16 protein-coding genes are annotated in these 16,923 nt (G+C 66.5%); 11 read left to right on the forward strand and 5 right to left on the reverse strand.

What is annotated here, in order from left to right; translation table 11 throughout:
* Window positions 1-46 precede the first annotated feature (46 nt).
* On the forward strand, window positions 47-967 hold the full coding sequence (locus WS87_RS27555; protein ID WP_059814959.1) for a LysR family transcriptional regulator: 921 nt from the start codon (window positions 47-49) through the stop codon (window positions 965-967).
* Between the two features lie 34 nt (window positions 968-1,001).
* Here the strand turns inward: WS87_RS27555 and WS87_RS27560 are convergent, their stop codons facing one another.
* Together WS87_RS27560 and WS87_RS27565 are read right to left on the reverse strand one after the other, a co-directional pair.
* Entirely contained in the window at window positions 1,002-2,333 is a 1,332-nt protein-coding gene (locus WS87_RS27560; RefSeq protein WP_059814962.1) for an MFS transporter, read from the reverse strand.
* A 56-nt stretch (window positions 2,334-2,389) separates the two neighbouring features.
* Window positions 2,390-3,580: a M20 aminoacylase family protein gene (locus tag WS87_RS27565; RefSeq protein ID WP_059814965.1), complete on the reverse strand. Its 1,191-nt coding sequence runs from the start codon at window positions 3,578-3,580 to the stop codon at window positions 2,390-2,392.
* A gap of 264 nt (window positions 3,581-3,844) precedes the next feature.
* On the opposite strand from WS87_RS27565, the gene WS87_RS33760 reads away from it, so the two are divergent.
* On the forward strand, window positions 3,845-5,089 hold the full coding sequence (locus WS87_RS33760) for a hypothetical protein (protein ID WP_218929484.1): 1,245 nt from the start codon (window positions 3,845-3,847) through the stop codon (window positions 5,087-5,089).
* 290 nt (window positions 5,090-5,379) lie between these two features.
* Entirely contained in the window at window positions 5,380-5,958 is a 579-nt protein-coding gene (locus WS87_RS27575; RefSeq protein ID WP_059814971.1) for a peroxidase-related enzyme, read from the forward strand.
* Between the two features lie 74 nt (window positions 5,959-6,032).
* Here the strand turns inward: WS87_RS27575 and WS87_RS27580 are convergent, their stop codons facing one another.
* A complete protein-coding gene (locus tag WS87_RS27580; RefSeq protein WP_059814974.1) occupies window positions 6,033-6,908 on the reverse strand; it encodes an SDR family NAD(P)-dependent oxidoreductase in 876 nt (291 codons plus the stop codon).
* A gap of 199 nt (window positions 6,909-7,107) precedes the next feature.
* The gene (locus tag WS87_RS27585) at window positions 7,108-7,686 is read right to left on the reverse strand and encodes a TetR/AcrR family transcriptional regulator (RefSeq protein WP_059814978.1); all 579 of its coding nucleotides are present in this window, start codon (window positions 7,684-7,686) and stop codon (window positions 7,108-7,110) included.
* A gap of 202 nt (window positions 7,687-7,888) precedes the next feature.
* Here WS87_RS27585 and zwf point away from each other — a divergent pair, with 202 nt between their 5' ends.
* Window positions 7,889-9,364, forward strand: a complete 1,476-nt coding sequence (gene zwf / locus WS87_RS27590) for a glucose-6-phosphate dehydrogenase (RefSeq protein ID WP_059528548.1) — start codon at window positions 7,889-7,891, stop codon at window positions 9,362-9,364.
* A 99-nt stretch (window positions 9,365-9,463) separates the two neighbouring features.
* On the opposite strand, the gene WS87_RS27595 is transcribed toward zwf, so the two are convergent.
* Window positions 9,464-10,408 carry a LysR family transcriptional regulator gene (locus WS87_RS27595; protein WP_059814981.1) on the reverse strand — a complete coding sequence of 315 codons (945 nt, stop codon included), beginning with the start codon at window positions 10,406-10,408 and terminating at the stop codon, window positions 9,464-9,466.
* A 101-nt stretch (window positions 10,409-10,509) separates the two neighbouring features.
* Here WS87_RS27595 and WS87_RS27600 point away from each other — a divergent pair, with 101 nt between their 5' ends.
* The 7 genes from WS87_RS27600 to WS87_RS27630 all read left to right on the forward strand — a co-directional run bounded on the left by WS87_RS27600 (window position 10,510) and on the right by WS87_RS27630 (window position 16,889).
* Window positions 10,510-11,712 (forward strand): MFS transporter, encoded by a 1,203-nt coding sequence (locus WS87_RS27600; protein ID WP_059528553.1) that lies wholly within the window; start codon window positions 10,510-10,512, stop codon window positions 11,710-11,712.
* Between the two features lie 29 nt (window positions 11,713-11,741).
* Window positions 11,742-12,065 carry a MoaF-related domain-containing protein gene (locus WS87_RS27605; protein ID WP_059528556.1) on the forward strand — a complete coding sequence of 108 codons (324 nt, stop codon included), beginning with the start codon at window positions 11,742-11,744 and terminating at the stop codon, window positions 12,063-12,065.
* A 16-nt stretch (window positions 12,066-12,081) separates the two neighbouring features.
* The gene (locus WS87_RS27610) at window positions 12,082-13,038 is read left to right on the forward strand and encodes an LLM class oxidoreductase (protein WP_059814985.1); all 957 of its coding nucleotides are present in this window, start codon (window positions 12,082-12,084) and stop codon (window positions 13,036-13,038) included.
* Between the two features lie 149 nt (window positions 13,039-13,187).
* Window positions 13,188-13,994 (forward strand): 2,5-didehydrogluconate reductase DkgB, encoded by an 807-nt coding sequence (dkgB, locus tag WS87_RS27615; protein WP_059814988.1) that lies wholly within the window; start codon window positions 13,188-13,190, stop codon window positions 13,992-13,994.
* Window positions 13,995-14,058: 64 nt separating this feature from the next.
* Window positions 14,059-15,174 carry an alkene reductase gene (locus tag WS87_RS27620; RefSeq protein ID WP_059814993.1) on the forward strand — a complete coding sequence of 372 codons (1,116 nt, stop codon included), beginning with the start codon at window positions 14,059-14,061 and terminating at the stop codon, window positions 15,172-15,174.
* Window positions 15,175-15,194: 20 nt separating this feature from the next.
* Window positions 15,195-16,199 carry an aldo/keto reductase gene (locus tag WS87_RS27625; protein ID WP_059814997.1) on the forward strand — a complete coding sequence of 335 codons (1,005 nt, stop codon included), beginning with the start codon at window positions 15,195-15,197 and terminating at the stop codon, window positions 16,197-16,199.
* Between the two features lie 171 nt (window positions 16,200-16,370).
* Window positions 16,371-16,889, forward strand: a complete 519-nt coding sequence (locus WS87_RS27630; RefSeq protein ID WP_059815001.1) for a DUF3455 domain-containing protein — start codon at window positions 16,371-16,373, stop codon at window positions 16,887-16,889.
* The last annotated feature ends 34 nt before the right edge of the window (window positions 16,890-16,923 follow it).

Genomic DNA, 16,923 nt, shown 5'->3' on the forward strand with positions numbered 1-16,923 from the left:
GTCTTATCATGATCAGTATTTCCGATCACCGGCCTCGCGCTCGACCATGGCGTTCACGCTGTCCCAGCTCCGCATCTTCCAGGCCGTCGTCGAACACGGCAGCCTGCGCGCCGCCGCACGCGCGCTGGATCTCGCGCAGAGCGGCGTCACGCAGCAACTGCAGAGCCTCGAAGCGACGCTCGGCGCGACGCTGTTCACGCGCACCAATCGCGGGATCGTGCCGACGGCCGTCGGCCAGCGGCTGCTCGCGCGCTCGGGCGCGATCCTCGGCGAATGCGAACAGGTCGAGCACGAGATCCGTCAGCTGAGCGGCGCCTACGAAGGCACCGTCACGCTGGGCCTCGTGACCGAACCGCTGATCGATGCGTTCGCGCCGGTGCTGACCGCGTTCCGCGCGCGCTTCCCGAAGGTCGACGTGCACTTGCGCACCGGCACGTCGCGGATGATGATCGGCTGGCTGCGCGAGAGCGCGGTGGATTTCGCGATCGCGCTCGTCGCGAAGCAGACCGACACGACAGATCTCGCGGTCACGCCGCTGCATGCGTCGGCGCCGGTGGTCGTGTGTCGCAGCGGCCATCCGCGGCAGCACGCGCAATCGCTTGCCGAGCTGGCCGACTACGCGTGGGTGTCGACGCGTTCGCCGAACCTGAGCGCCGATCCGGTCGTCAACCGGCTGCTCGCGTATTTCGACGCGCACGGCCAGCCCGCGCCGACGATCATCGCAACCGTGGAAGGGATGTTCGAAACGCTGCAGCTCGTCACGCAGACGGATTGCCTCGCGCTCGAATCCGAAGCCGTGACGCGGCACGGGCCGTTCGCGGGCGCGCTCGCGAAAGTGCGCGTGCGCGAGCAGGCTGAATCGCAGGAAGTCTGCCTGCTGCAGCGCGCGGCCGTGCCGTTGACGCCTGCCGCGCAGGAACTGGCGACGATGCTCGCGTCGTACCTGAGGACCGTGCGCGGGCGGTAATCCAGACGCGGATCGCCGCCCGCGGCGCCGCCCGTCAGTCCATCGATTCGCGCGCCGTCTCGCGCAGCATCGCGACCGCGATCAGCGACAGCACCACGCACGCGGCCACATAGCCGGCCGGCGCGAGCTTGCTGCCCGTCGTCTTCACGAGCCAGGTCGCGACCAGCTGCGCGGTGCCGCCGAAGATCGTCACGGCGAGCGCATACGCGATCGAGATGCCCGTCGCGCGCACGTGGCGCGGCAGCGATTCGCACATCAGCGCCATTTCGGATGCCGAACCGAGCGAATAGAACAGCAGCATCAGCGCGGTCAGCGGCAGAATCACCGACAGCGTCGGATGATGGTTCATCAGCCAGAATGCCGGGAACAGCAGCAGGACCAGTACGCCGCGTCCGACGAAGATCGGCATGCGCCGGCTGCCGAGGCGGTCCGACAGCCAGCCGAACAGCGGACACGTCACCAGCATCACGCAACCCGACGCGACGCCGACGAACATCGACAGCTTCATCGGCAGCCCGAGCGTGTGGATCGCATAGGTCGGCATGTAGAACGTCAGGATGTAGGTCGACACCGTGCCGCCCATCACCGTCAGCATCAGCAGCAGCACCGTGCGCGTGTGCTGCGAGAACAGCTCGCGCAGCACGCCGCGTTCGATCCCGTGATGGCTGTCGCCGGGCGCATCGTCCGCGAGCCGGCGGCGCAGATACATGCCGACCGGCGCGATCAGCACGCCCACGAGGAACGGCAGGCGCCAGCCCCAGCCCTCGAGCGCGTCCTTCGTCAGCGTGTTCGACAGCAGCGCCGCGAAGCCCGATCCCATCAGCGCCGCGCCGCCTTGCGTCGCCAGCTGCCAGCTCGCGCGGAACGCGCGGTGCGACGTGCCGCCCTGCTCGATCAGCGTGGAAGTCGCCGCGCCGAATTCACCGCCCTGCGAGAAGCCCTGCATCAGCCGTGCGCAGACGACCAGCAGCGGCGCGGCCACACCGACCTGCGCGTAGGTCGGCGCGATCGCGATCAGGCCGGTGCCGAGCGCCATCAGCATGATCGTCAGGTTCAGCGCGGCCTTGCGGCCCTTGCGATCCGCATAGACGCCGAGCACGACGCTGCCGAGCGGCCGCGTGAAGAAGCCCGCGGCGAACGTCGCGACCGACAGCAGCAGCGACGTGGTCGGATCGCTCGACGGGAAGAACAGCTTGCCGATCAGCACCGCGAAAAAGCCGTACACGGTGAAATCGAAGAACTCCAGCCAGTTGCCGATCACGGCCGCCGCGATCGCGCCGCGCTTCGTGACGGCCGGTGCGCCGCGCGTATCGGCTTCGGCAGCCCCCGCCGACGCGGGGTGCAGCGCGAGATGGTCTTTCTGCATCGTTCGGTTCTCCTCTCAATGCGGCCGGAAGCGCCGGCCGCGCGCCGCCGCCGGGGCTACTGCCCGAGGTACCGCTCGACGAGGCGCGTCCAGAACGCCGCGCCGATCGGCAGGTTGCGATCGTTGAAGTCGTACTTCGGGTTGTGCACCATGCAGCCGTCCTCGCCTTCGCCGTTGCCGAGCCGCACGAACGAGCCCGGCCGCTGCTGCAGCATGAACGCGAAATCCTCGCTGCCCATCAGCAGGTCGGCCTGCTCGACCACGTGCGCGTCGCCGACCAGCTCGCGCGCAACCTGCGCGGCGAAATCCGTTTCGGCATCCGTATTGACGACGACCGGATAGCCTTCGATGTACTCGACGTGCGCGGTCGCGCCGTAACTCGCGGCCTGCGCTTCGGCGAGCTCGACGATGCGGCGCTTGAGCAGCGCGCGGACCTCGGGGCTGAACGACCGCACGCTGAGCTCGAGGCGCGCGCCGTTCGGGATCACGTTGTTCGCGGTGCCCGCGTGGATCGAGCCGACCGTGACGACCGCCGGCTGCGACGGGTCGACGTTGCGCGCGACGATCGTCTGCAGCGCCATCACGATGCTCGCCGCGACGACCACCGGATCGACCGTCAGGTGCGGCCGCGCCGCATGGCCGCCGACGCCCTCGATCGAGATGATCGCCTTGTCGCCGGCCGACATGAACGGGCCGCGCCGCGTGAGGAACACGCCGGGCGCCGCGCCCGGATGGTTGTGCATGCCGAACACCGCATCGCACGGAAAGCGGTCGAACAGGCCGTCGTCGATCATCTTCTTCGCGCCGCTGTCGACGCCGTGCTCTTCCGCCGGCTGGAAATACAGATGCACGGTGCCGGAGAAGTTGCGCGTCTTCGCGAGGTGTTGCGCGGCGCCGAGCAGCATCGTCGTGTGGCCGTCGTGGCCGCATGCGTGCATCTTGCCGTGCGTGCCGCTCGCGTACGGCAGGCCGGTCGCCTCGAGGATCGGCAGCGCGTCCATGTCCGCACGGATGCCGATGCTGCGCGTGCCGTCGCCGACGCGCAGCGTGCCGACCACGCCCGTCTCGCCGACCCCGCGCGTCACCTGCCAGCCCCATTGCTCGAGCTTGTCCGCGACGAGCGCGGCCGTCTCGTGCTCCTCGTACGCGAGTTCCGGGTGATGGTGAATGTGATGGCGAATCTCGCGCAGCCCGCCGGCGGCGGGCATCAGATCCTCGATTTCGGTGAATCGGACGTCGGTGGTCATCAAGCGGCTCCTGCTGATCGTCAGCGTGTCAGCCCGCACGCGAACGGTTGCGTGCGGGAAAGCGAGCCACTATAGCGAGCCGATATCCGTTGAATAAGATGCGGAATTTTTCACCGCGATAAATTTATTTAATCAGGGTTTGTACCAGTGCGAGTGAGATCCCATGCTTGCACCGTTCGCAGACAGACTTGCTCCATCCGGCTATAAACACAGGCCATCGACAGGTCAAGATTATTCAGCACCGGCCGTTATTTACCGATGTACATGAATCATGTGGCACCAAGGCAACTTGGTGCCATTTTCCGCAACCATCATAAAACACCCAGCCATTTCAACATGGAAACCAGCGAAATCGGGAAAATTATTGTCAATACGGCAATTTTCTTCAAACGACTCTACATAACGTACAGATGGTCCACTACCCTATCGAGAGAAAGACAATCCAAAGTACCAAACCGCAATCATTTGACGTGGTGGACATACGCTCTTGTTACGTCGGCATTGGCAACAGCAGCCACAATCTGGGGGACCATCGCGGCATTTCGCTTGAATTTCCTGTCAATATACGCCCCTCATACTTACGGAATAGCCGGCGCCGTATACGACATAAATCAGATCAACCACAAAGTCTGGAAAGAACTAGAAACGCTCTCGATCGGCGATGAAAGCCTCATATTTGCCGCTTCAACATTGATCTGTTTTTGCGCAATTCGCTTATTCGCAAAACTTCTTCGCCCGTCCAAACGAACGGCTGACATGGAGATTCACATCACCTTCATAATATCGAGCGTCATTATAAAATTTTCCATAATCTGGATCGCCCTATCTTTGATAGCAATGGTGCTACGTCCTTTGCTCGAGATACAATTCAGAAAATATGAATCCGCAATATATTTCTCATTTATTGCCTCAACGGCCATCATCACACTCGCCAGCAGCATATTCGAAAGAAATCGCATTCTAAAATTAAAGAAATCCAATACCTTCCTCACCATGGCCAGCATAGTTTGCGCGATGACGTCCATCGCTGCTGAAAGCGCCTTGGCCAGCGCTATTTCGGCAAATAACGAGCCAAGCTTCGAAATTGTCGTAACCCAAAAATGCGATCACGAAGCGTGCATCGCTTTAATACATTCAAACAATATCAACGATCAAATCGTTACATCAAAGCTTCGACTCCAAGTCAATCTGGCCGCATTGGACGGAAAAGCCTCAGAAAATATGGCGGGATTTATTGACATCGAGCTTTCTCCAAGCACATCTACCCCCGGCACTCTTGTGTTGAATACAAAAACGGAGCAAATCGCCTTCGTTCGAAGCATTAGTTTCGTCTGCCCGTTTGATCCTGAATCGATGAAATTACATTTCGCGTCTGAATTAAAAGGCAACGGCCTCTTGCATGTTTTACAATCTCGTGACGCGGATGCCATGGCCATGGCAAATTTTGAGGTAAAGGGAAATCGAAATTCCTTGCTACGGTTGGCAAAGCCGGCGTGCACCAAGTTCTGAACGCGACGAAAATCCCGATACGTCTCAAAGAGCGGACGAAGCGGAACACGGATCGCAACTTGGAAGAGCATTCATGGCTCATATAGTCATGCCGTTCATCCTGCGCTGCATCACGCTATTCGGCGTCGGCAGCGTCACCCCACTTGGCGATGAGCTGATGAACAACCCGATTCGCGGCCACATCATCGTCGACGTCAACGCATGACGCCACTGGCAACACGCGATGTTTCTTTTTCAGGCCCGCGGCTCGTGCGTCGAGACCGCCCGTGCCACTTCATCCAGGAGACCTCATGACCGCAGCAGACAACACGCCCGTCAGCCGCTTCCCCGTGCCGGCACTCGAAGACCTGCCCGACGACATTCGCGAACGGATCGCGGCCGTCCAGGAAAAATCGGGCTTCGTCCCGAACGTATTCCTCACGCTCGCGCATCGCCCGGACGAGTTTCGCGCGTTCATGGCGTACCACGACGCGCTGATGGACAAGCCGGGCAACCTCACCAAGGCCGAACGCGAAATGATCGTCGTGGCCACCAGCAGCGTGAACCAGTGTCAGTACTGCGTGATCGCGCACGGCGCGATCCTGCGCATTCGCGCGAAGGATCCGCTAATCGCCGACCAGATCGCGACCAACTATCGCAAGGCCGACATCACCGCCCGACAGAAGGCGATGCTCGACTTCGCGATGAAGGTTTCGCAAACCGCGCACCTGGTGGGCGAAGCGGACTTCGATACGCTGAAGTCGCATGGCTTCACCGAAGAGGACGCCTGGGACATCGCGGCGATCTCGGCGTTCTTCGGGATGTCGAATCGCCTCGCGAACGTGACGAACATGCGGCCCAACGCGGAGTTCTACGCGCTGGGGCGCTGAAGGCCGCCGGCAACGGCGATCGCTGTCGACGACCGGCGCGGCGCGGCGCTCAAACGAACCCGCGATGCCCCGGCTTACCCGACCTTCTTCAACGCCTGCAGCCCATCCGGGAGCTTCGCGTCCGGGAACATCGTCGACAGCGTCGCATCGCGCCACCGCGCCGCCTCCTCCACACGCTGCGCTTCCGCCTGCTCGCACACGAACAGCGCATCGCCGCCGAGCAGCAGACGCATCGGCACGTCGTCGCGACGCGACAGCTCGACGATCAGCGCCGCGATCCGTGCGGGATCGCCGACCTCGTGGCCGCCATACGCGCCGAGCAATTCGAGAATCTTCCCGACCGACGGCTGATAGTCGGGCAGCAAGCCGTCGACCTCGCGCTTCGCCTGCGCCGCCCATTCGGTGCGCATCCCGCCCGGCTCCAGCGTGCACACGCGCACGCCGAACGGCGCGACTTCCTTCGACAGCACGTCGCTGAACCCGCCGACCGCCCACTTCGCGGCCTGATACGCGGACAGGCCGGCCGTCGCCGTGCGCCCGCCGACCGACGACACCTGGAAGATGTGGCCCGCGCGCTGCGCGCGCATCGTCGGCAGCACCGCGCGCGTCATGTTGACCACGCCGAACAGGTTCGTTTCGATCTGGTCGCGGAAATCGTCGGCGGCCATCTGCTCGAACGGCGCCGTATGACCGTAGCCCGCGTTGTTCACCAGCACGTCGATGCGGCCGAACGCGTCGCGCGCAGCCGCCACCGCATGCGCGGCCGCGGCGGCGTCGGTCACGTCGAGTTCGATCGGCAGCAGCCGGTCGCCGTACCGCTCCTCCAGATCCGCGAGCCGCGCGGGATCGCGCGCACCGGCCACCAGACGATCGCCCGCCGCCAGCACCGCTTCCGCGATCGCACGCCCCAAGCCGCGCGCGGCCCCTGTTACCAGCCAGACTTTCGACATTTTCCACTCCTCGACAAGGTTGAAACCACAAAATGAATGATTACTCACTCATTAATATGGGCGCTGACGCGATGGTTTTCACCGTGCCTCGCCCTGCCTGAAACCGCCTTCCGTCGCGGCGGACACGCCCGAGCCGAACACGCCGCCGATCACCCGCCTCCCGCTGTCCGCCGCGCAGTCCGCCCGGCGGGCCGTTCGCTCAGACAGCGTGCAGCACGGCCCACAGCGCACGAAACCCGGCCTCCCGGTATCCGTCGGCCAGCGCCGGATCGCGCGCGATCGATTCCATCGCCGTCTCCGCGATCGACGTGAACAGCGCCGCGCAGAACGCGTGCGCATCGTCGGCCTTCAGCCCGCCCGCCGCGGCAACCTGCGCGCGCAGCAGCGAGCTGATCGCGCCGAACCCTTCTGCCCCGGCCGCGCGATGCGCGTCGTCGATGCGGCCGCTCACGCCGAGTTGCTGCAACGCGCGGCGCCCGTCCGGGTTCGCGACGCCCCACGACACGTAGCCGTTCCACGCATGCCGCATCGCCTGTTCGGCCGGCGCATGCTCCGGAAACCCGGTCATCATCGCCTCGCGCATCTCGGCCTTCAGGCTCAGGTACAGCGCATTCAGCAGCGCATCCTTGGTCTCGAAATAGGTAAACACCGTGCCCTCCGCGACGCCGGCGAGCCGCGCGATGCGCGCGGTGGTCGCGCTCGCGCCGTCCTCCGCGAGCGCGCGGGCGGCGGCGGCGAGGATGGCGTCGTGCTTGTCGGGACTGCGCGGTCGGGCCACGTTCGATTCCTTTAATGAGTGAGCGCTCAATCATAATCACGGCATGCGTGCGATGCAAGTGCCGTTACAACGCGGGAACACATACGCAATCGATCAAAAGCGTGCACTATTAGCGTTTTCACGTACTGGCGCGCCAACGCACCGGCGCCCGGCGCTTCGACGTTCGTTCCACGCTCACACCGCTTCAGACCGCGATCCACTCATGACGAATAAGCCCAACCAGACCGAAGCCGACCAGCCCGTCGACATGATCATCTTCGGCGGCGGCGGCGACCTGGCCGCCCGCAAGCTGTTGCCCGCGCTGTACATGGCGCACCTGCACTGCAACCTGCCGCCGGAGACGCGCATCATCGCGGTCGGCCGGCGCGACTGGGGCATCGACGGCTATCGCAAGTTCATGGACGAGCAATCGCGTCCGTTCATCGACGACAAGGCGTTCGACGCCGACGCGTGGGCCCGTTTCCTCGACCTGTTCAAGTACGTGCTGATCGACGTGAACGCGCCGGAAGACTACGCACGCCTCGCCGACGCCGCGCGCGGCGATGCGATCCGCGTGTTCTATCTGTCGACGTCGCCGGAGCTGTTCACGACGATCTGCGACAACCTGTCGGCCGCGCACCTCGTCGACGCGCGCTCGCGCGTCGTCCTCGAAAAGCCGCTCGGCCACGATCTCGCGTCGGCGCAGGCGATCAACGACGCGGTCGGCAAGCATTTCGCGGAATCGCAGATCTACCGGATCGACCATTACCTCGGCAAGGAAACCGTGCAGAACCTGATGGTGCTGCGCTTCGGCAACCCGATCTTCGGGCCGCTGTGGCAGGCGCCGAGCATCCGCAGCGTGCAGATCACGGTGGCGGAGACGGTCGGCGTCGGCAGCCGCGCGGGCTTCTACGACCATACCGGCGCGCTGCGCGACATGGTGCAGAACCACCTGCTGCAACTGCTGTGCATCGTCGCGATGGAGCCGCCGGTGTCGCTCGACCCGGACGCGGTGCGCGACGAGAAGCTGAAGGTGCTGCGCTCGCTGCGGCCGATGGCGCTGTCGGACGTCGCGCGCGACACGGTTCGCGGCCAGTACACGGCCGGCGCGGTCGACGGTCAGCCGGTCAAGGGCTATCTCGAGGAAGACAACGTGCCGGCGGACAGCCACGCGGAGACCTTCGTCGCGCTGCGCGCGCACATCAACAACTGGCGCTGGGCGAACGTGCCGTTCTTCCTGCGCACCGGCAAGCGGCTGCAGCGCCGCCAGTCGGAAATCGTGATCGAGTTCGCGGACATGCCGTTTTCGATCATCCCGAGCGGCCCGCGCCACTACAGCAACCGCCTCGTGATCCAGCTCCAGCCGGAAGAGTCGATCCAGTTGCAGATGCTCGCGAAGGAGCCGGGCAGCGGGATGAAGATGGTGCCGGTGAGCCTGAACCTCGACCTGCAGCAGGCGATTCCGGAACGGCGCGCGGAAGCGTACGAGCGGTTGCTGATCGACGTGATCCGCGGCCGCCTCACGCACTTCATGCGCCGCGACGAACTCGAGGCCGCGTGGTCGTGGGTCGAGCCGATCCTCGACGGCTGGAAGCAGCTCGGCGATCGCCCGCGGCTCTACACCGCGGGCACGTTCGGACCGGCGGCATCGTCGGCGCTGCTGGCGCGCGACAACATGTCGTGGTCCGAGGAAGCGTAAGCGCTGCACGACGGCGTGCCCGCGGCGCAAGCGCCGTGCGGCACGCCGGATCACACCCGGCCCACCGCCGCCCCCCGCTTCCCTTCCGGCGCGCCGCCGTTACAGCGGCCCCATCCAGGCAGCCTTGCGCCGCGTCGGCGCATCGCTGCCGCTGCTCCCGCCGCCCAGCACCTCGATCATGTAATCGACGAACGACGCGATCCGCGACGAGATCGCGGTGTTCCGGTAATACACCGCGTTGATCGGCTGTTCGACTTCGAGCGTCTGCCGCGCGAGCACCTGCACGAGCCGGCCGGCCTCGCGATCCTGCGCGGTCATGAAATCCGACAGGCACACCATGCCCGCTCCCTCCAGCGCGAGCTGCCGCAGCGTCTCGCCGCTCGACGACCAGATGGCGGGCTCGATGCGGCTCGGCTCGCCGTCCGCGCCGAGGATCGGCCACACGTTCAGCGATTCCGGCTGCGTGAAGCCGAGCAGCGTGTGCTTGGCGAGATCCTCGACCTTGCGCGGCTGGCCGTGCGCTTCGATGTACGCGGGGCTCGCGAGGATGCGCAGCCGGCTGTTGCCGATCCGCCGGCTGTGCAGCGTCGAATCCTTCAGGCGGCCGATCCGGATCGCGACGTCGGTGCGCCGCTCGAGCAGGTCGATGATCCCCTCGTTGCTGTTCAGTTCCAGTTCGACCTTCGGGAAGCGTTCGCGGTAGCCGCGCACGAGCGGCACGATCACGTGCAGCATGAACGGCGTCGCGGCATCGACGCGCAGCCGCCCCGACGGCATCTCGCGCCGCGCGAGCATCTGCTCCTCGGCGTTCTCGACCGATTCGATGATCGCGCGCGCATCCTGCAGGAACGCGCGCCCTTCTTCGGTCAGTTCGAGCCGGCGCGTGGTCCGGCGCAGCAGCGTGGTCTTCAGCTTCTCCTCGAGCCGCGCAAGCGTGCGACTCGCCGCCGACACGGTGACGTCGAGCTGCTGCGCGGCGGCGGTGATCGAACCGGTGTCGACCACGGCGGCAAAGGCCTGGAGTTCGTCGAGCGTGATTTTCATTGTTGACCTGAAATCAAAACAATTTGGTTTATAGACCAGTTTTTCCGCAAAAGTAAAGGCGGCACACTGCGATCCATTCTTACTGGAACCTGGATCCCGCCATGCCACTCGCCCTGCTTGCGCTGACCATCAGCGCCTTTGCCATCGGCACGACCGAATTCGTGATCGTCGGGCTGATTCCGACGATCGGCGCCGATCTCGGCGTCAGCCTGCCGTCGGCCGGCCTGCTCGTCAGCCTCTACGCGCTGAGCGTCGCGATCGGCGCGCCGCTCCTCACCGCGCTCACCGGCCGCGTGCCGCGCAAGACGCTGCTCGCCGCGCTGATGGCGCTGTTCACCATCGGCAACCTCGTCGCCTGGCAGGCGCCGGGCTACGAATCGCTGATCGTCGCGCGCGTGCTCACCGGCCTCGCGCACGGCGTGTTCTTCTCGGTCGGCTCGATCATCGCGACCACGCTCGTGCCGAAGGACAAAGCCGCCAGCGCGATCGCGACGATGTTCAGCGGCATGACCGTCGCGTTCGTCGCCGGCATTCCGCTCGGCACCTTCATCGGCCAGCACTTCGGCTGGCGCGCGACGTTCCTGATCGTCGCGCTGTTCGGCCTCGTCGCGTTCCTCGGCGCGGTTGCCTTCGTGCCGCGCGGTCTTCCGCGGACGCCGCCGGCGCCGCTCGCCCGCCAGTTCCGCGTGCTGGCCCAGCCGCGCCTGCTGCTCGTCTATGCGATGACGGCGGTCGGCTACGGCGGCTCGCTGATCGCGTTCACCTACATGGCACCGCTGCTCGAACAGATCGCCGGCTTCACGCCGTCGCAGGTCAGCCTCGTGCTCGTCGGCTACGGCGTGTCGGTCGCGTTCGGCAACGTGTGGGGCGGCAAGCTCGCCGACCGCGTCGGCCCGGTCAAGGCGCTCAAGCAGATCTTCCTGCTGCTCGCGATCGTGTTGCTCGCGCTGACCTTCACGGTGCACGTGAAGTGGCTCGCGGTGCTGACGATGCTCGCGTGGGGCGCCGTCGCATTCGGCAACGTGCCGGGCCTGCAGGTGTACGTCGTCAAGCAGGCGCGCCACTTCGCGCCGGACGCCACCGACGTCGCATCGGGCTTCAACATCGCCGCGTTCAACCTCGGCGTCGCCGGCGGCTCGTCGCTCGGCGGCCTGATCGTCGCGAACGTCGGCCTCGGCCATACGCCGTGGATCGCCGCCGTCGTCACGCTCGGCGCGTTCGCGCTGACCGCGCTGAGCGGCCGCCTCGACCGCGGCCAGGGCCTGCCCGAACGCACGGCCGAACCCGTCGAACTCGCCCATTGAACGTCACTTGTTTGCAGGAGCCGCCCAGCATGAACGCATCGACCCGACGTCCGCCGTTCGCCGGCAAGACTTTCGAAGTCCGTTACGACGGCCTCGCCGCCCTCAACGCGTATGACGAGGACGGCCTCCACATGCGCTACGAGATCACCGAAGGCGCGTACGCCGGCGCGACGGGCGAAGTCGCCTTCACGTGGCAGCACGTCGCCGGCGAGACCTACGCGATCTCGTGGCAGGAAGCCGACCGCGCGACGGTCGTGCACCTCGACGATTTCGCCGCCGGCACGTCGCGCGCGTTCTTCACCGCGTCGTCGCTGGACTTCTACCGGCTCGCAGGCAGCCTGCGCGCCATCTGAACGGAGACGCCCGACCATGTCCACTTCACTCGACAAGCTCGCCGACGGCGGCTTCAGCATCGGCATCGAACTGCCGCTCGACAACGACTGGTCGCCGGCCGGCGACGCGAAGCGCCAGCATGACGGCCGCCGCCCCGGCGTGCCCGACCTGGAAATCCACGCGGAGCTCGCGCAACTGGCCGACACGCTCGGCTTCCGCGCGCTCTGGGTGCGCGACGTGCCGGTGTACGACCCGTCGTTCGGCGACGCCGCGCAAGTGTTCGAGACCTTCTCGTATCTCGGCTACCTCGCCGGCATCACGCGCGACATCCTGCTCGGCACGGCGGCCGTCGTGCTGCCGCTGCGCGAACCGCTGCTCACGCTGAAATCGGCCGCGACGATCCAGGAACTCAGCCGGGGACGCCTGCTGCTCGGCGTCGCGAGCGGCGACCGGCCGGTCGAATATCCGCTGTTCGGCCGCGACTTCGCGTCGCGCGGCGCGAACTTCCGCGACCAGATCGCGCTGCTGCGCGACGGCGCGCGTGCGCATCTGCCGCCCGGCCTCGACGTGCTGCCCGCCGCGCGCTCGCCGGTGCCGCTGCTCGTCGCCGGTCTCGCGCAGCAAACGCCCGCCTGGATCGGCGAGCACATGGACGGCTGCCTCGCGTATCCGGGCACGCCGGCCGATCACGTGCAGCGCGTCGCGAACTGGCGCGCGGTGGCCGGCAGCAAGCCGTACGTGAGCTTCATCCACCTCGACCTCGCGGACGATCCGCACGAGCCGCTGCAACGGCACCGCTTCGGCGCGCGCGCCGGACGCATCGCGCTGACGGAGGAACTCGCGGCGATGCGCGACGCGGGCGTGCAGCACATCGGCCTGCATTTCCGCCGCAACCGCCGCCCGCTCGACGAGACGATGGCCGAAATCGCGTCGGACGTGCTGCCGGTGTTCCATGCGAATGCCGCTGCGAGCGCGCTGGCGGGCACCGCCTGAGGCCGGCACGCCGCCAGCCAGCCCGATTCACGACCGATATTTGACTTCAAATCAAATATTTTTGACCTCTAGAGGCGTTTATCTCATCAGTCCAGGACGCCAGAATGGCTTCCATAACGCAATCGGTCCACCTCTTCCAGGAACACAAGATGAGCAACATTCCCGCATTCGGCCTCGGCACTTTCCGCCTGCAAGGCCAGGTTGTCATCGACTCGGTCCGCAACGGCCTCGAAGTCGGCTATCGCGCGATCGACACCGCGCAGATCTACGGCAACGAAGCCGAAGTCGGCGAAGCGATCGCCGCATCGGGCGTGCGCCGCGAAGACCTGTTCCTCACGACGAAGATCTGGGTCGACAACTACGCGCCGGAAAAACTGGTCGCCAGCCTCGAGGAAAGCCTGCGCAAGCTGCGCACCGACTACGTCGACCTGACGCTGATCCACTGGCCGGCTCCGGAAAGCGGCGTGTCGGTCAAGGCGTTCATGACCGCGCTCGCCGACGCGAAGGCAAAGGGCCTCACACGCCGGATCGGCATCTCGAACTTCAACATCGAACTGACGAAGGAAGCGATCGCGGTGGTCGGCAAGGATGCGATCGCGACGAACCAGATCGAACTGAGCCCGTACCTGCAGAACCGCAAGCTGGTCGAGTTCCTGAACGGCGAAGGCATCCACGTGACGTCGTACATGACGCTCGCATACGGCAAGGTGCTCGGCGATCCGGTGATCGGCGCGATCGCGCAACGTCATGACGCGACGCCGGCGCAGGTCGCGCTGGCCTGGGCGCTGCAGCTCGGCTACTCGGTGATCCCGTCGTCGACGAAGCGCGAAAACCTCGCAAGCAACCTGCTCGCGCAGACGCTGCGCCTGACCGACGAGGACATGGCGCAGATCGCCGCGCTCGAGCGCAACGGCCGCGAAGTCGACCCGGTCGGCCTCGCGCCGACGTGGGACTGAACGCACCGCCCCCTCAATCGAACCGTCCGCGGCCAGCCGGCCGCGGCACCGACAGGAATCCATCATGACCCAGGACCCGCTTTTTCAACCGCTGCAATTCGGTTCGCTGACACTGCCGAACCGCATCGTGATGCCGCCGATGACGCGTTCGCGCGCCAGCCAGCCCGGCGACGAAGCCAACGAACTGATGGCCGCGTATTACGCGCAGCGCGCGAGCGCGGGCCTGATCGTCAGCGAAGGCACCTACATCGCGCCGCTCGGCAAGGGCTACGCATGGACGCCCGGCATCCACACGCCGTCGCAGGTCGCCGGCTGGCGCAAGGTGACTGACGCCGTCCACGCCGCGCACGGCCGCATCTTCGCGCAGCTCTGGCACGTCGGCCGGCTGAGCCACACGAGCCTGCTCGGCGGCCGGCAACCCGTGTCGTCGTCGCCGCTCCAGGCGAAGGGCGTGAACGTGTTCGTCGCCGGTGAAGACGGCAGCACGCCGGGCTTCGTGCAGGCCTCCGAGCCGCGCGCGTTGTCCGTCGACGAAATCCGCGAGATCGTCGATCAATACCGTGCCGCCGCGCGCAACGCGATCGAAGCCGGCTTCGACGGCGTCGAGCTGCACGGCGCGAACGGCTATCTCGTGAACCAGTTCATCGACTCGAACGCGAACACGCGCACCGACGCGTACGGCGGCTCGCTCGAAAACCGGCTGCGCTTCCTGCGCGAAGTCGCGCAGGCGCTGATCGAAGGCACCGGCGACGCGTCGCGCGTCGGCATCCGCCTCGCGCCGCTGACCACGCTGAACGGCTGCGTCGACGACGATCCCGAGACGACCTACCTCGCCGCCGCGAAGCTGCTCGGCGAACTTGGCGTCGGCTACCTGCACATCGCGGAAGCCGACTGGGACGACGCGCCGCTGATGCCGGTCGAATTCAAGCAGCAGCTGCGTGCCGCGTATCCGGGCGTGCTGATCTACGCCGGCGCGTACACCGCCGAGCGCGCGCGCGAAGCGATCGCCGCCGGCTGGGCCGACCTCGTCGCCTTCGGCCGCCCGTTCGTCGCGAACCCCGACCTGCCCGAGCGCCTGCGTACCGGCGCCGCGCTCACGCCGCACGACCGCAACACGCTGTTCGGCGGCGGCGCACGCGGCCTGACCGACTATCCGACGCTCGCGCAGGCCGCGGCCTGAGCGATCGACAGGAGTCCGACATGAGAATCACGTCCCCTTCCCGCGTGGGTTTCGGCACCGCGCCGCTGGGCAACATGTTTCGGGACATCCCGAACGAGGAAGCGCTGGCGACCGTCGACGCGGCCTGGGAAAGCGGTATCCGCTACTTCGACGCGGCGCCGCTGTACGGCGCCGGCCTCGCCGAGCTGCGCCTCGGTGAAGCGCTCGCCGGCCGCCCGCGCGACGAATATTCGCTCGGCACGAAGGTTGGCCGCCTCGTGCTCGACGAGCACGAGGATGCGTCGCAGCGCGATCTCGGCGAGAAGGGCGGGCTGTTCCGCCATGGGCTGCCGAACAAGGTCGTCTACGACTACGCGGAAGACGGCACGCTGCGCTCGATCGAGGCGAGCCTCGAGCGGCTGCGCACCGACTGCCTCGATACCGTGTGGATCCACGATCCGGCGATCGACTTCCACGGCGAGCGCTGGCTCGAGGTGTTCGACGTCGCGATGTCGGGTGCGGCCAAGGCACTCACGCGGCTGCGCGACGAGAAGGTCATCAAGGGCTGGGGCCTCGGCGTGAACCGGATCGAGCCGTGCGAGCTCGCGCTCGAGCGCTCGGACCCGGACGGCTTCCTGCTCGCCGGCCGCTACACGCTGCTCGACCATGCGGGCGCGCTCGAACGGCTGATGCCGGAAAGCGCGGCGCGCGGCCTCGGCATCATCGTCGGCGGCCCGTACAACTCCGGCGTGCTCGCGGGCGGCACGCACTTCGAATACCAGCCGGCCACGCAGGAGATGCTCGGCCGCGTCGCGCGCATCCGGCAGATCAGCGAGCAGTTCGGCGTCGACGTCCGCGCGGTGGCGCTGCAGTTCTCGCTCGCGCATCCGGCCGTCGCCGCCGTGATCCCCGGCGCGAGCCGGCCCGATCGCATCGACGAGAACCTGCGGCTCGCGTCGGCGCCGATTCCGGCAAGCCTGTGGGACGCACTGAAGGCCGAGCGCCTGATCGCGGAACACGCTCCTGCGCCGGCCGGCGCGGCCTGAGCCACATCCGCTCGACCGCCGCGACGAGCGGCCGCGCACATCCCTTCCCTTGCAATCGCGGCGACTATCGCCGCGATTGCCATTTCCGAATTGCAGCCTGCGCAATCGCCGCCTACCGTTTACACGATCGACTCCGCACGACCGTCACCCGACCTGAAAGGACGCCCCGCCATGCCAAGCCGCTTTCCGACACGCGACATGCTGCGGGCCATCGCGGCCGGCCTTTCGTTCGCGGCCTGCACCTTGCCGGCCTACGCCGACGATGCAACCGGTCTCGTGCCGCCCCAGCCGGCGTCGCCCGTGCTCTCGACGACCGCGACCGGCGTTCAGATCTACGCATGCGAATACGACGCCGGACACCGGCTCGCATGGGCATTCCAGCGCCCGGAGGCAATGCTGTTCGACGCCACCGGCGCGCTCGTCGTCCGGCACGGCGCGGGGCCGTCGTGGGAAACGCTCGACGGCAGCCGCATCACCGGCAAGAAGCTCGCGGAAGCGCCCGGCGCGCGCCCGGGCAGCATTCCGCAGCTCCTGCTCGCCGCGACACCGGCCGCAACCGGCACGCTCGCCGGCGTGCGCTTCGTCCAGCGGCTCGATACCGTGGGCGGCACACCGCCGGAGGCGACGTGTGCGACCGAGCATGCGATCGGCCGCTTTCCGTATTTCGCGCGATACGTGTTCCTGAAGTAACGCGCGGCGGCATCCCGAAGCGCGGACGCCGCCG

The organism is Burkholderia sp. MSMB0856 (assembly GCF_001524645.2).
GTDB lineage: Bacteria > Pseudomonadota > Gammaproteobacteria > Burkholderiales > Burkholderiaceae > Burkholderia > Burkholderia diffusa.